This is a genomic window from Mycobacterium decipiens (genome assembly GCF_963853665.1).
Lineage (GTDB): Bacteria > Actinomycetota > Actinomycetes > Mycobacteriales > Mycobacteriaceae > Mycobacterium > Mycobacterium decipiens.
Map to the genome: position 1 here is coordinate 647477 of NZ_OY970459.1, position 14690 is coordinate 662166.

Consider the following 14690-nt stretch of genomic DNA (forward strand, 5'->3'; position numbering starts at 1 on the left):
AAGGGTCCAGGGAAAAGCGATATGGACAGCGCCATGGCGCGGGCAATTCAATCGGGGGACGACTCTGAGATCGCCGATGGGCTCACCCGTCGCGAGCACGACATCCTGGCGTTCGAACGTCAGTGGTGGAAGTTTGCCGGTGTCAAGGAAGAAGCCATCAAAGAGCTGTTCTCGATGTCGGCGACGCGTTACTACCAAGTGCTCAATGCGCTGGTCGATCGGCCCGAGGCGCTGGCCGCCGACCCGATGCTGGTGAAGCGGTTGCGACGGTTGCGCGCCAGTCGGCAGAAGGCGCGCGCTGCGCGACGCCTTGGCTTCGAGGTGACCTGACGCCGTCCCTGCTTTTGCGGGTTACGGCCCGCGGCTGGTTACAGTGGGCTCGATGAATGAGCGCGTACCCGACTCTTCGGGGCTTCCCCTGCGGGCGATGGTGATGGTGCTGTTGTTCCTCGGCGTCATCTTCCTGCTGCTCGGCTGGCAGGCACTGGGTTCGTCCGGGAAATCCGATGACGACTCGTCACCGGTTTCCACCATGACCACCAGCGCGACGGCGCCGACTTCGACCAGCGCCAAGCCCGCGGTGACCCGGGCCGAGGTGCGCGTATACAACATCTCCGGCACCGAAGGCGCCGCCGCGCGGACTGCAGATCAGCTCAAGGCGGCCGGTTTCACGATCACCGATGTCGGGAATCTCACGTTGCCCGACGTCTCGATGACAACGGTGTACTACTCCGACGCCGAAGGTGAGCGGGCAACCGCGGACGAGGTGGGCCAAAAGCTGGGAGCAGCGGTAGAGCGGCGAATTCCAGAGCTCTCCGACCAGCCGCCCGGAGTCATCGTCGTAGTGACCGGCTGACGCTGATTCGGAAGCCAGGCTAGGCTCTCGCTATGCCAAAGCCCGCCGATCACCGCAATGTCGCAGCCGTCAGCATGTCCACACTGTCTGCCTTGTTTCTGGCCGCCTGTGGGACGCTGCTGAGTGCGTGCTCGTCGCCGCAACACGCGTCGACGGTTCCGGGTACTACGCCGTCGATCTGGACCGGATCGCCTGCGCCGGCTGGACTCTCGGGCAACGAGGAGGAGTCGTCCGCCGCGCAGAGTTTGGCCGCTACCCTGAAGGCACCCGACGGCACGAAGGTGGCGACGGCCAAGTTCGAGTTCGCCAATGGTTACGCCACCGTGACGATCGCGACGACCGGAGTCGGTCAGCTCGCGCCCGGCTTCCATGGGGTGCACATCCACAAGGTCGGCAAGTGTGAGCCCAACTCGGTTGCCCCCACCGGTGGCGCGCCGGGCAACTTTCTGTCCGCCGGCGGCCACTACCACGTGCCCGGGCACACGGGCACTCCCGCCAGTGGCGACCTGGCCTCACTGCAGGTACGGGGTGACGGTTCTGGGATGCTGGTGACCACCACGGACGCCTTCACCATGGACGACCTGTTGACCGGCGAGAAAACCGCGATCATCATTCACGCCGGCGCCGACAACTTCGCCAACATTCCACCGGAACGTTACGTCCAGCTCAACGGAACGCCGGGTCCCGACGAGACGACGATGACCACCGGCGACGCCGGCAAGCGGGTGGCGTGCGGTGTCATCGGTTCCGGCTAGCTCGGCTGGTGGCAGGTCGGCTGCCCGAATCGATTTCGCTGGTTCGCCCCGTCCGACCATTGGCGTGGAGTGGGAGTTCGCGCTCGTCGACGCGCAGACCCGCGACCTGAGCAATGAAGCCACCGCGGTCATCGCCGAGATTGGTGAAAACCCGCGGGTACACAAGGAGTTGCTGCGCAACACCGTGGAGATCGTTAGTGGCATATGTGAATGTGCCGCCGAGGCGATGGAGGATCTGCGCGAAACCTTGGGCCCGGCCCGGCGGATCGTTCGCGACCGCGGGATGGAGCTGTTCTGTGCGGGCACCCACCCGTTCGCACGGTGGTCGGCCCAGAAGCTCACCGACGCACCGCGTTACGCCGAGCTGATCAAGCGCACCCAGTGGTGGGGCCGGCAGATGCTGATCTGGGGTGTGCACGTGCATGTCGGGATTCGCTCGGCGCACAAAGTGATGCCGATCATGACGTCGCTGCTCAACTACTACCCGCATCTGTTGGCGCTGTCGGCCTCATCACCCTGGTGGGGCGGCGAAGACACCGGGTATGCCAGCAACCGGGCGATGATGTTCCAGCAGTTGCCCACCGCCGGGCTGCCGTTTCATTTTCAGAGGTGGGCGGAATTCGAAGGTTTCGTCTACGACCAGAAGAAGACCGGCATCATCGACCATATGAACGAAATCCGTTGGGATATAAGGCCGTCACCGCATCTGGGAACTCTGGAGGTACGGATCTGCGATGGCGTGCCCAACCTGCGGGAGCTCGGCGCGCTGGTCGCGTTGACACATTGCCTGATCGTCGACCTGGACCGCCGCTTGGACGCCGGTGACACGCTACCGACCATGCCTCCCTGGCATGTCCAGGAGAACAAGTGGCGTGCCGCCCGCTACGGCCTGGACGCGGTGATCATCTTGGACGCCGAAGGTAACGAACGGCTGGTTACCGATGATCTCGACGATGTGCTGACCCGGCTGGAGCCCGTCGCGAAATCGCTGAACTGTGTCGACGAACTTGCCGCGGTCTCCGATATTTACCGCGACGGTGCGTCCTACCAGCGGCAGCGGCGAATGGCCGAGGAACATGACGGCGACTTGCGTGCGGTCGTTGACGCGCTGATTGCCGAGCTGGAGATTTAGCGGTTCGCGGCCTCTGGGGATCTAGGTTTATGTGATGGCCGAGTTCGCGACGGTTGAGCTGGCGATGTTCCCGCTCGAGTCGGCGCCGCTGCCCGGCGAAGATCTGCCGTTGCGCGTCTTCGAGCCCCGCTACGCCGCACTGGTCCGAGACTGCATGGACACCGCGGATCCTCGCTTCGGTGTTGTCCTGATCTCGCGCGGCCGCGAGGTCGGCGGCGGCGACACGCGGTGTGAAGTCGGGACGCTAGCCAGGATCACCGAATGCGTGGATGCCGGTTCGGATCGCTATGTGCTGCGCTGCCGGGTGGGCGACCGGATCCGGGTGTGCGACTGGCTGGCCGACGATCCGTACCCGCGGGCGAAGGTACGGTTTTGGCCCGACGAGCCGGGGAATCCCCTCACCGCTGCCCAGTTGCTGGAAGTCGAAGACCGGGTCATGGCGTTGTTCGAGCGGGTCGCTGCCGCCCGGGGGGTTCGGCTGCCGGGCCGCGACGTGGTCTTGGGCTACCCGGTCGCGGACCCAGCTGACGCCGGGCAGCGTCTGTACGCGTTGGCATGTCGAGTCCCGATCGGCCCGGCCGACCGGTACGCCGTGCTGACGGCGCCGTCGGCGGCCGATCGGTTGGTCTTTTTGGGTGAGGCCCTGGACTCGGTGGCCGCGATGGTGGAGTTCGAGTTGTCGACGTAGCGGCCCTACCTGGTGCGTCTAACCCACTGGGCCTGCACGACACCCACCGCGCCGAGCGCCGCATACGGACCCGTCACCGCGATCAACCGCAGTAGGGTGACGACCCGGGGGTCGCCGCGCTCCAGCCTGCTCAGCTCGATCAGGGCGTTGACGTTGTCCAGCGTGTCGACCATCAGTCCGATCCGCTGCCAGCGCCGTCTATTGTGCTCGTCGCTGATCAGATACGCCACCCCGAGCGCGAGCGCGCGGGCTCCGAAGATGCGGATGAGGTACCTCAACTCGGTGGACAGCATGCGGTCTGGCACCGCATTCATCCGGGTCTGCGATTGCGGCGCGATATAGGCCGCCGTGCCCAGCAGGATCCGGCCGATCGCTGCCGCGCCGAAAGCGCGCCGCAGGACCAGCGGCTGGGAAATGGGGCTCTGCGCGGTAGCGGATTCGATGCTCATAGTCGCAGTCTTGGCCGTGGACATAACCGTGTCGATTACCTATGAGGTAGTGGGTCCGGCTCCGCTACGGCGATAGATTCCGAAGATGGCCAGAATGTTTGCGGGAGCAGCCGTGCGGGAGTGGCGCACTCGTCGGCGGTTGAGCCAACTGGCACTGGCGCACCAGGTCGGAGTCTCGCCGCGCCATATCAGTTTCGTGGAGACCGGTCGCGCGAACGCCAGCCGGAACCTGCTGCTCGGGATCGGTGAGTCGCTCGACCTGCCGCTTAGCGCGCGTAACCGACTGCTGCTCGCCGGTGGCTACGCGCCCGCCTTTAGCGAACACACCCTGGACGCCGAGCGGATGAGGCCGGTGAAGGCCGCCGTCGACGCCGTGCTCTCCGGGCACGCCCCCTATCCGGCCATCGTCACCGACGCCTGCTGGAATCTGGTCGCTGCCAACGTTGGTTGCCACGTCCTGGTCGAGGGGGTCGACCCAACACTGGTGTCCAGGCCGATCAACGTGATGAGGTTGTGCCTGCACCCAAGGGGATTGGCGCCACGGCTGCTCAACCATGCCGAAGTGCACTCGGCGATCCTGCGCCGGATCCGGCGGCATGTCGAAGCCACCGCGGCACCCGATATTTGCCGGCTCTACGAGGAGTTGTCGGGATATCCCGCACCCCGGGAGCATGCAACCCAGCAACCAACCCAGCTGTATGTACCGTTCCGATTGGCCACCCTCGACGGGGTCGAACTGCGGTTCGTCAACACCATCGCGACGTTCGGCAGCCCGCTGGACATCTGTGTGGAGAGCCTGGCCATGGAGTCCTTTTATCCGGCCGACAGCTCCACCGCTGAGCACCTGCGCGGTCTCGACAACGGTCGGCGGCTGCGCGCCATTGCCGACCAATATCCGCAATTGCTCGGCTTCATCAGCGGTCAATAGACCGTTGCGAATCGCTGAGATTGCGCCCGCAACTCACCTGACGTTGGCTCCAAACGCGCGTAGCGACTCCACCTGGAGCGGATCCAGCGAGGGGCGCACGGTTTCACCAGCGGCCGCCAGGTCGGCGGCGGTGACGTCGGCGGCATCGATGGAACGCCGCATCGCGGTAAGTGCGGCTTCGCGCAGCAGCGCCACACAGTCGGCGGCGCTATAGCCATCGAGTCCGGCCGCCACCTCGTCCAGGTCGACATCGGGGCTCAGCGGGATCGACTTGCCCGCGGTGCGCAGTATTTCGCGGCGCGCGGCGGCGTCGGGCGGCTCGACGAACACCAGCCGTTCCAGCCGCCCCGGGCGCAGCAGCGCCGGGTCGATCAGATCGGGTCGGTTGGTCGCGCCCAGCACGACGACATCGCGTAGCGGGTCGATGCCGTCGAGCTCGGTCAGCAGTGCGGCCACCACCCGATCGGAAACCCCCGAGTCGAAGCTCTGCCCGCGCCGCGGCGCTAGAGCGTCCAGCTCATCGAGGAACACCAGTGACGGTGCGGAGTCGCGGGCCCGCCGGAACAACTCGCGGACCGCCTTCTCCGAGGAGCCCACCCACTTGTCCATCAGCTCGGACCCTTTGACGGCATGCACGCTCAGCTGTCCGGTGCTGGCCAGCGCGCGGACCACAAAGGTCTTGCCGCAGCCGGGCGGGCCGTACAACAACACCCCGCGCGGTGGGTCGACGCCCAACCGGGCGAAGGTGTCGGGATGCTGCAGCGGCCACAGCACCGCCTCGGTCAGTGCTTGTTTGGCCGCGGCCATGTCACCGACATCGTCGAGTGTCACGCTGCCCACGGTGACCTCCTCGCTGGCCGAGCGGGACAGCGGCCGGATCACGGTCAACGCCCCCAGCAGATCGTCCTGCTGCAGCGTCGGTGGCTGGCCGTCCGCGCTGGCTCGAGACGCTGCCCGCAGCGCCGCCTCTCGCACCAGCGCCGCCAGGTCGGCGACGACGAAACCCGGTGTGCGGCCGGCGATCTCGTCGAGATCGAGGTCTCTGGTGGGAACCGGCTTCAGCAGCGTCTCCAGTAGCGACTTGCGGGTGGCAGCGTCGGGCAGCGGTAGGCCGATCTCCCGGTCGCACAATTCGGGGGAGCGCAGCCGGGCGTCAAGCTGATCGGGTCGCGCGGAGGTGGCGATCAACGCCACGCCGTCGGTGTCCACCGCGGTACGCAGCTCGGCCAGGATCAGGGCGGCCACCGGCTCGGCGGTGGCCGGCAGCAGGGCATCGACGTCGGTGATCAGCAACACGCCGCCCTCGTGGCGAACTGTCTGCACCGCCGAGGCCACGACGCTGAGCCGGTCATCGGCGGCCAGTGCTCCGATCTCCGGACCGTCCAGTTTCACTAGCCTGCGGCCGTCGCACACCGCGCGCACCAGCGTCACCTTGCCCACGCCGGCCGGACCCGACACCAGCACCCCCAGATTGGTGGTAGCGCCCAGGGTCTTCAGGAGGTGCGGCTCATCGAGGGCAAGCTTGAGCCATTCGGTGAGCTTGGCGGCCTGCGGCTGGGCGCCCTTGAGGTCCTCGACCTGGATCTGCGGACTCGAGATGCTCACCTGCTGGGCCGCCGACGTCCCCGCGGCGGCCCCGACACCGGTGCCCCAGGTGACCAGTGAGTTGGGCTGCACACTGACCGGTCCCTCGGGGTCGACGCTAGTCACGGTCAGCAGCTCCGATGTCCAGCTGATCCCGACCGCGGCGGCCAACGCCCGGCTGGCGGCGGAGGTGGACGTGCCGGGGCCCAAATCGCGGGGCAGCAGCGATACCGCGTCGCCGACGGTCATCACCTTGCCGAGCAAGGCCTGCCGCAGGGTGACCGATGGAACCGACTGGGTGGTCAGCGTCGAGCCGCTCAGCGTCACCGATCGCGCTCCGTAGACGGTGACCGCGCTGACGATCACCTCGGTGCCTTCGCGCAGACCCGCATTGGACAGTGTGACGTCGTCGAGCAACACCGTCCCGACGGGAGTATCCGCCGTCGCCAGGCCGGCCACCGCCGCGGTCGTCCGCGAGCCGGTCAGCGACACCGCGTCCCACTCGCGGATGCCAAGGGCGGCAACGGCATTGGGGTGCAACCGAACGACGCCACGACGTGAGTCGACGGCTGATGTGTTCAGTCGGGCAGTGAGCGGTAGCGAAGGAGCCGCCCCGGGATTGGAGCCGGGGTCAGTCACAACCGTCGACCTGGCTTGCGCAGCCCCAGCCGCGCCATCGACCGCCGGTAGGGATGCGCCCGGCGGTTCGCGCGCCGTAGGGCTCGTCGTTGCTTGGGTTTGTCGTCCCATACTTCCGGGTGTCGGGCAAGCCAGCGTTGGCTGCGCACCGCGAACGGGATATGGCATACGTAGGCGATAATGATCACCCAGATCAACAGGTAGGGGGCCAGGACCGCCGCCGCCGCGCAAATCGCCAGCACCGCCAGCAGCGCGGCCGCGTAGTTGGGCGGCACCGATACGGCGTGCATCTTTTTCATCGGGATCCCGCTGACCATGAGTATCGACGTGCCCGTCACCCAAAAGCTGAGGAACCACACCGAGGTCCACCAGCCTTCGCCGAACTGCATTTTTAGGGCCAACAGACCGATCATGGAAATCGCGCCGGCCGGCGCGGGCATCCCGACGAAGAATTCATGCGCGTAGCCGGGCTGGGTTCCGTCATCCTGCAGCGCGTTGAACCGCGCCAGCCGTAACACCACGCACACCGCGTAAAGCAGCACCACCACCCAACCGACTGGCCACGTCGACAACATGGACACGTAAAGCACCAACGCCGGCGTCACGCCGAAGTTCACCGCGTCGGCCAGCGAGTCGATTTCCGCGCCCATCCGCGACTGGGCGTCCAGAATGCGGGCCACTCGGCCGTCCAGCCCGTCGAGGATGGCCGCTGCGGCGATCAGCGCCATCGCAGCCCTCGGCTGGTTCTCCAGCGCGAACTTGATCGAGGTCAGTCCCGCGCAAATGGACAGCACTGTCATCGCGCTGGGCAGAATCTGCAGGTTTACCGGTCGCCTGCCGCGGGGCTTGCGGATCATGGACATTCGGCCAGCACGGTCTCGCCGGCAACCGCGCGCTGGCCGACCTTGACGATCGGGTCCGCGCCCGGTGGCAGGTAGGTATCCAACCGGGAGCCGAACCTGATCAGGCCGTAGGTGTCACCGACGGACAGCTTGTCTCCGACGTGTGTGTCGCACACGATGCGGCGCGCCACCAGCCCGGCGATCTGCACGGCGACGACCTCGGCGCCGCTGCTCGTGCGGATCCTTACACTGGTGCGCTCGTTGTCGTCGCTGGCTGAGGCTAGATCGGCTGACCCGAATCGGCCGGGCCGGTGTTGTACGGCGATCACCTCGCCGCTCACCGGGGCTCGCTGCACGTGGGCGTCCAATATCGACAGGAAGATGCTGACTCGCGGCAGCGGCGCGTCGCCCATGCCGAGTTCGGCGGGCGGGGCCGCGGCGTCGATCGCGCAGATCACGCCGTCGGCGGGGGCGACGATGGCGCCGGGCCGGGTGGGCGGCACCCGCGGGGGGTGGCGAAAGAATCCCGCGCAGGCTGCCGCTGCCAGCAGGCCCGTCCGGCGTAGCCACCGCCAGTCGCGCCCGGTTGCTGCCTGGCCCAATACCCCGGCTGAGGCGACGGCCAGGGCAGCGGAGATGAACGGCCGCCCGGCCGGGTGCAGGGGCGGAACGGCCGACCGCACCAACGCGAGCAGGTGCGCAGGGCCTTCCTGAACGGACTGGCGGGGGCGTCGTGCCACGCGGCTATCTTACGGAAGGCGCGTCGCCCGGGACTCCGACCGGGCCCCACGGCACAAGCAGCGGTCCGGTTAGCTCAAATCCCAGACCTGCAGCTGGGTTCCGGCGGCCACCTCCACGACGTCCTCCGGGATGTCTAGCAGCCCGTTGGCCGAGGCCAACCAGCGCAAATGGTGCGACGCCGGTGGGCCGTAGCTGGTGACCCGACCGATCTCGCCGGCGTGGGTGTCTAGTACCGCGCGCCGGAACTGCCGTTTGCCCCGCGGCGAGGTAAGCGTTTCGGTGAGCACCGCGGCCCGGTGCGGCCGATAGGGATCCGGCAGGCCCATGGCCATGCGCAGCGGGGGACGGATGAACACCTCGAAGGACACCAACGCGCTGACCGGGTTGCCGGGCAGGGTGACGATCGGTGTCCCCGCCACCCGCCCGACGCCCTGTGGCATTCCGGGCTGCATCGCCACTTTGACGAATTCCACGCCGTGGTCGCCGCCCCGGTAGCCAGAGCGCCCGAACGCGTCTTTGACCACCTCGTAGGCTCCGGCGCTGACGCCGCCGCTGGTGATGATCAGGTCGGCGTCGGCCGCGTACCGGTCCAGGATCGCGCCGAACTGCGCGACGTCGTCGCCGGCGGTCGGGGTGGCGACCACGGCGGCGCCGGCGTCGCGGACGGCGGCGGCCAGCATGATCGAGTTGGACTCGTAGATCTGGCCCGGTTGCAGCGGGGTGCCCGGCGACACTAGCTCCGACCCGGTGGAGATCACCAGCACCCGCTGGCGGGGGAGCACCGACAGCTCGGCCAGGCCCAGCGCCGCGGCCAGACCGAGCACCGGCGGCGTCACGATCTGTCCTTTGCGGAGCACGGTGGTACCGGTGGTGACGTCCTCGCCCGACCGTCGGATGTGCTTGCCGGGGGTGGCATGTTGGCGGATCGCCACCGAATCCACTCCGCCGTCGGTGGCTTCGACCGGCACGATGGCGGTCGCACCGGCCGGCACCGGCGCACCGGTCATGATCCGGTGTGCGGTCGCCGGTCGCAGTGTCAACTCGTCGGTGCGCCCGGCGGGAATGTCCTCGGCGACCGGCAACACCACCGGGTGTTCCGGTGTCGCGCCCGACGTGTCCTCGGCGCGCACCGCGTAACCATCCATTGCGGAGTTATCGAAAACCGGCAGCGACAGCGGCGCGACCACGTCATCGCCCAGGACCAGACCTTGGGTCTGGGTCAGTGAAACCGTGACCGGGCGACCGGCCCGGATCATCTCCGCTACGACCCGCTGATGCTCCCCGACTGACCGCACCCGGCCATTATCGGTCGTCGTAGATTCCGAAGCTGACGCCGGTGAGTTCTTCGGAGACGGTCCACAGCCGGCGTTGCAGGTCTTTGTCGTGGGACTGGGCGCTGGATTGGACGACCTTCGGGTGGCCGCGCTGCTCGCCGAGACCGTCCGGGCCGTAATACTGTCCACCCTGCGTGGTCGGATCGGTGGCGGCGCGCAGCGTCGGTAGGGCGCCCATCTGCGGACTTTGGAAGAGTAACGGCCCGAGGACGGTAGCGACGGGCCGGATAAGGCGCGGCAGATTGCGGGTCAGCTCGGTGTTGGAGCCGCCGGGGTGGGCGGCGACGGCGATGGTGGATTTGCCCGCCTCGGCCAGCCGCCGTTGCAGCTCGTAGGTGAACAGCAGGTTGGCCAGTTTGGCTTGCCCGTACGCGGCGACGCGGTCGTAACCGCGTTCCCACTGCAAGTCGTCGAAGTGGATGGCGGCGCGAATCCGGTGGCCCTGGCTGCTGACGGTCACCACCCGCGAACCGGCGACCGGCAGCATGTGGTCGAGTACCAGCCCGGTCAGTGCGAAGTGACCGAGATGGTTGGTGCCGAACTGCATCTCGAAGCCGTCCTTGGTGACCTGCTTCGGCGTCCACATCACCCCGGCGTTATTGATCAGCAAGTCGATGCGCGGGTACGCCGCGCGTAGCGAGTCGGCGGCTGCGCGCACCGAGTCCAGCGAGCTCAGGTCGAGTTCCTGCAGGGTGACGTCGGCGCGCGAGCTGACGGCGGTAATGCGCGCCAGCGCGGCGTTGCCCTTCTCGAGATTGCGCACCGCCAGCACGACGTGCGCACCGCTGCAGGCGAGCACGGCGGCGGTGTGGTAGCCGATGCCGGTGTTGGCGCCGGTGACGACGACGACGCGCCCGCTTTGGTCCCCGACGTCGGCGGCCGACCATTTCTGGGTCTTTTTGCCGTTGGAGGTCATGGGCTGAACATACTCACCCGGATCACGCCGCGACGTGTGCCACAACCCGGACGTCGTCGCGGGGCTTCTTGCACTCGGCATAGGCGAGTGCTAAGAATGACGTTGGCACTCGCGACCGGTGAGTGCTAGGTCGGGACGGTGAGGCCAGGCCGTCGTCGCGCGACGACGACTTGAGCCGTCCGTCGCGGGCACTGCGCCCGGCCAGCGTAAGTAACGGGTGGCCCCCACCCGGTGACCCGTTTCATTCCCAATCCGGAGGAATCACTTCGCAATGGCCAAGACAATTGCGTACGACGAAGAGGCCCGTCGCGGCCTCGAGCGGGGCCTGAATAGCCTCGCCGACGCGGTAAAGGTGACGTTGGGACCCAAGGGTCGCAACGTCGTACTGGAGAAGAAGTGGGGTGCCCCCACGATCACCAACGATGGTGTGTCCATCGCCAAGGAGATCGAGCTGGAGGACCCGTACGAGAAGATCGGCGCCGAGCTGGTCAAGGAAGTCGCCAAGAAGACCGACGACGTCGCCGGCGACGGCACGACGACGGCCACGGTGTTGGCCCAGGCGCTGGTGCGCGAGGGCCTGCGCAACGTCGCGGCCGGCGCCAACCCGCTGGGTCTCAAGCGCGGCATCGAGAAGGCCGTCGAGAAGATCACCGAGACCCTGCTCAAGGGCGCCAAGGAGGTCGAGACCAAGGAACAAATTGCGGCCACCGCGGCGATTTCGGCGGGTGACCAGTCGATCGGTGACCTGATCGCCGAGGCGATGGACAAGGTCGGCAACGAGGGCGTTATCACCGTCGAGGAGTCCAACACCTTTGGCCTGCAGCTCGAGCTCACCGAGGGTATGCGGTTCGACAAGGGGTACATCTCGGGCTACTTCGTCACCGACGCCGAGCGTCAGGAAGCGGTCCTGGAGGATCCCTACATCCTGCTGGTCAGCTCCAAGGTGTCGACGGTCAAGGATCTGTTGCCGCTGTTGGAGAAGGTCATTCAGGCCGGCAAGCCGCTGCTGATCATTGCCGAGGACGTCGAGGGCGAGGCGCTTTCGACTCTGGTCGTGAACAAGATCCGCGGCACCTTCAAGTCCGTGGCGGTCAAGGCCCCGGGCTTCGGTGACCGCCGCAAGGCGATGCTGCAGGACATGGCGATCCTCACCGGTGGTCAGGTGATCAGCGAAGAGGTCGGCCTGTCGCTGGAGAACGCGGACCTGGGCCTGCTCGGTAAGGCGCGCAAGGTCGTCGTCACCAAGGATGAGACCACCATCGTCGAGGGTGCCGGTGACACCGACGCCATCGCCGGTCGGGTGGCGCAGATCCGCCAGGAGATCGAGAACAGCGACTCCGACTATGACCGCGAGAAGTTGCAGGAGCGGCTGGCGAAGCTCGCCGGTGGTGTCGCGGTGATCAAGGCCGGTGCCGCCACCGAGGTGGAGCTCAAGGAGCGCAAGCACCGCATCGAGGACGCGGTGCGTAACGCCAAGGCAGCCGTCGAGGAGGGCATCGTCGCCGGTGGTGGCGTGACCCTGCTGCAAGCGGCCCCGGTGCTGGACGAGCTGAAGCTCACCGGTGACGAGGCCACCGGCGCCAACATCGTTAAGGTGGCGCTGGAGGCTCCGCTGAAGCAGATCGCCTTCAACTCCGGGCTCGAGCCGGGCGTGGTGGCCGAGAAGGTGCGCAACCTTCCGGCGGGCCACGGCCTGAACGCGGCCTCCGGCGATTACGAGGATCTGTTGAAGGCAGGCGTTGCCGACCCGGTCAAGGTGACCCGTTCGGCGCTGCAGAACGCGGCGTCCATCGCGGGGCTGTTCCTGACCACCGAGGCCGTCGTGGCCGACAAGCCGGAGAAGGCGGCCGCTCCCGCGGGCGATCCCACCGGCGGCATGGGCGGCATGGACTTCTAGTCCGCCGAATCGATCGCGAAAAGCCCGGTCCCCTTGGGGGCCGGGCTTTTTCGTCCGGGCGCTACGGCTGCGAGAACACCACGCAGTCGTGCAGGCAACCTTTGGCCGCGGCGGGGGAATCGGGGGCCGCGTCGCGGTGCAGCAACGCACGGGTGGGCACGACACCGCAGCGGGCGGTCTCGTCGTCGGGGCCGGCGTCGGAAGCCTCGGCCCGGCCGTCGACGATCAGCGAGTAGCCGCCCGGCTCGAATGGGGGCCACAACAGGGTGACGTCGCTGCGGTGGGCAACGTTTTTCCGGGTGCGACCCCCGATAACGCCGACGTCGAGCAATGCCCTGGGCGCCTCGGGGTGCCCGGGACCGTCACCGAGTTCGCGCAGAACGGGCTCGACCGTCACCGTGTGCACGCGATAGCCATCGTCGACGGTGATCAGGTAGGCGAACGGGTAGTCGGGCAAGGCAGCGGCCAGTCGCTTGAGGTCCACCTTTTTGGCACCCATGGATTCGAGGATAGGCGCCCGCGTGTGGTGCTACTCCGACCGGACCGGCTGCCTGATGTGCGGGTCGACGTCGGCGGACTCGCGGTCGGGGCTCGGGTAGAAGTTCGACTTGGGGATGCCCGAGCCGGTGCCAGAGCTCCTCAGGGCCGTGTGGGCGCCGGGGCCAGCGGTGCTCGGACCGCCGGAGTCCAAGCCGCCAACCGGGGCACTGGCCGGGGCGGTGACGGGCGCGTTGGTCAGGCCCGGGTTGAGGGCACTTGGCAGGACCGGGCTGAGTCCGCCCGTTGATCCGAGGGCGGAGCCGAGGATGCCCGAGTTCAACGCTGCTGTGCCCAAGCCGCTGGTGGCGTAGCTTGCGGAGCTAGCCAGGGCCGCTTCCGAGCCGACCGCGCCGCCCAAGCCAGCGTTCGGCATCCCCGCGTTCCATAGGCTGTTCATGCCGCCGAAGCCCGCGGCGACCGTCCCCGAACGCCCCAGGCCGCTCGTCGTGGAGCCCGAATCGCCGATGCCCATGTTTTCGCTGGCGGAATTGAACAAGCTAACGTTCCCGGTGCCGAAGTGCCCGAAGCCGAGGTTGCCGCTAGCCGAGTTGCAGCCGCCGAAGCCCAACTGCTGATCGCCGGTGATGCCGAACCCGACATTCGCGCTACCGGTATTGCCGAAGCCGACATTCCCGTCGCCGAGGTTGCAGAAGCCCAGGTTGCCGCTGCCGGTGTTTCCGCTGCCCAGGTTGCTGCTGCCGGTGTTTCCGCTGCCCAGGTTGTTATTGCCGACGTTGTTGTTGCCGATGTTTCCCGTGCCGGTATTGCCGAAGCCCAGATTGATCTGGCCGTTCTTGCCGATATCGATGCCGAGATTCCGCAGGATCTGTTGCCAGGGCGCCAGGTGTGCGGCGGCCGCCGACGCATCGAAGTGGTAACCCGCCATCGCCACCACGTCCAACGCCCACATCTGCTCGTATGCGGCCTCGACGTCCATCAGGGCCGGGGCGTTCTGTCCAAACCAGTTCGTGGCCGCCAGCAGCTGCATCAGGCCACGATTGGCCGCTACGACCGCGGGCTGCACCGTGGCCGCCAGCGCCGTCTCGAACGCGGTCGCAATGGCCGTGGCTTGTGCGGCCGCTTGTTCCGCCTGAACCGCCGCCGCGCTGAGCCAGGCCATGTACTGGGTTGCGACGGTCATCATCGCCGCCGCCGACGGGCCCAGCCATGCTCCGCTGGTCAGCTCGGATGTCACCGAGCTGAATGACGCCACCGATGTGAGCAATTCTTCGGCCAGCCCGCCCCAGGCTGCGGCCGCGGCAAGGAGCGGCCCCGCTCCGGGACCGGCGAACATTAGTGCCGAATTGATCTCTGGCGGCAACCACGCAAAATGCGGGCTTGTCACTGATCCAACTTAACTGTCAGCGACCGTTGCCGTGGCGGTATCGG

General features: G+C 67.4%; 15 protein-coding genes. 7 read left to right on the plus strand and 8 right to left on the minus strand.

Going from position 1 to position 14690, the window contains the following annotated elements; all coding sequences use genetic code 11:
* Positions 1-21 precede the first annotated feature (21 nt).
* From AADZ55_RS02945 to AADZ55_RS02965, 5 genes are read left to right on the plus strand one after another with little or no spacing between them, the layout of a single operon-like run.
* A complete protein-coding gene (locus tag AADZ55_RS02945; RefSeq protein WP_085323682.1) occupies positions 22-330 on the plus strand; it encodes a DUF3263 domain-containing protein in 309 nt (102 codons plus the stop codon).
* Positions 331-382: 52 nt separating this feature from the next.
* Complete coding sequence (locus AADZ55_RS02950; RefSeq protein WP_085323681.1) at positions 383-856, plus strand: LytR C-terminal domain-containing protein; 474 nt, start codon at positions 383-385, stop codon at positions 854-856.
* 32 nt (positions 857-888) lie between these two features.
* Positions 889-1611, plus strand: coding sequence for a superoxide dismutase[Cu-Zn] (gene sodC, locus AADZ55_RS02955; RefSeq protein WP_085323680.1), 723 nt, complete (start codon positions 889-891; stop codon positions 1609-1611).
* Entirely contained in the window at positions 1592-2743 is a 1152-nt protein-coding gene (locus AADZ55_RS02960) for a glutamate--cysteine ligase (protein ID WP_085323679.1), read from the plus strand. The genes sodC and AADZ55_RS02960 overlap by 20 nt, the downstream gene beginning before the upstream one ends.
* 34 nt (positions 2744-2777) lie before the next feature.
* A complete protein-coding gene (locus AADZ55_RS02965; RefSeq protein WP_085323678.1) occupies positions 2778-3431 on the plus strand; it encodes an LON peptidase substrate-binding domain-containing protein in 654 nt (217 codons plus the stop codon).
* Between the two features lie 5 nt (positions 3432-3436).
* Here the strand turns inward: AADZ55_RS02965 and AADZ55_RS02970 are convergent, their stop codons facing one another.
* Complete coding sequence (locus tag AADZ55_RS02970; RefSeq protein ID WP_085323677.1) at positions 3437-3880, minus strand: hypothetical protein; 444 nt, start codon at positions 3878-3880, stop codon at positions 3437-3439.
* A gap of 85 nt (positions 3881-3965) precedes the next feature.
* Here AADZ55_RS02970 and AADZ55_RS02975 point away from each other — a divergent pair, with 85 nt between their 5' ends.
* Positions 3966-4808 (plus strand): helix-turn-helix domain-containing protein, encoded by an 843-nt coding sequence (locus AADZ55_RS02975; protein WP_242669981.1) that lies wholly within the window; start codon positions 3966-3968, stop codon positions 4806-4808.
* A 33-nt stretch (positions 4809-4841) separates the two neighbouring features.
* Here the strand turns inward: AADZ55_RS02975 and AADZ55_RS02980 are convergent, their stop codons facing one another.
* From AADZ55_RS02980 to AADZ55_RS03000, 5 genes are all read right to left on the minus strand, one after another.
* Complete coding sequence (locus AADZ55_RS02980; RefSeq protein WP_085323675.1) at positions 4842-7031, minus strand: AAA family ATPase; 2190 nt, start codon at positions 7029-7031, stop codon at positions 4842-4844.
* Positions 7028-7888: a CDP-diacylglycerol--serine O-phosphatidyltransferase gene (gene pssA, locus AADZ55_RS02985; RefSeq protein ID WP_085323674.1), complete on the minus strand. Its 861-nt coding sequence runs from the start codon at positions 7886-7888 to the stop codon at positions 7028-7030. The genes AADZ55_RS02980 and pssA overlap by 4 nt, the downstream gene beginning before the upstream one ends.
* The gene (locus AADZ55_RS02990) at positions 7885-8613 is read right to left on the minus strand and encodes a phosphatidylserine decarboxylase (protein WP_085323673.1); all 729 of its coding nucleotides are present in this window, start codon (positions 8611-8613) and stop codon (positions 7885-7887) included. Before AADZ55_RS02990 ends, pssA begins: the two co-directional genes overlap by 4 nt.
* 69 nt (positions 8614-8682) lie before the next feature.
* Positions 8683-9909 (minus strand): gephyrin-like molybdotransferase Glp, encoded by a 1227-nt coding sequence (gene glp, locus AADZ55_RS02995; protein ID WP_085323672.1) that lies wholly within the window; start codon positions 9907-9909, stop codon positions 8683-8685.
* 7 nt (positions 9910-9916) lie between these two features.
* Positions 9917-10864, minus strand: coding sequence for an SDR family NAD(P)-dependent oxidoreductase (locus tag AADZ55_RS03000; protein ID WP_085323671.1), 948 nt, complete (start codon positions 10862-10864; stop codon positions 9917-9919).
* Positions 10865-11135: 271 nt separating this feature from the next.
* Between AADZ55_RS03000 and groL the strand changes: the two genes are divergently transcribed.
* Positions 11136-12761, plus strand: coding sequence for a chaperonin GroEL (gene groL, locus AADZ55_RS03005; RefSeq protein ID WP_085323670.1), 1626 nt, complete (start codon positions 11136-11138; stop codon positions 12759-12761).
* Positions 12762-12822: 61 nt separating this feature from the next.
* On the opposite strand, the gene AADZ55_RS03010 is transcribed toward groL, so the two are convergent.
* Entirely contained in the window at positions 12823-13260 is a 438-nt protein-coding gene (locus AADZ55_RS03010; RefSeq protein ID WP_085323669.1) for a hypothetical protein, read from the minus strand.
* 30 nt (positions 13261-13290) lie between these two features.
* Positions 13291-14646, minus strand: a complete 1356-nt coding sequence (locus AADZ55_RS03015; protein ID WP_085323668.1) for a PPE family protein — start codon at positions 14644-14646, stop codon at positions 13291-13293.
* Positions 14647-14690: the final 44 nt, after the last annotated feature.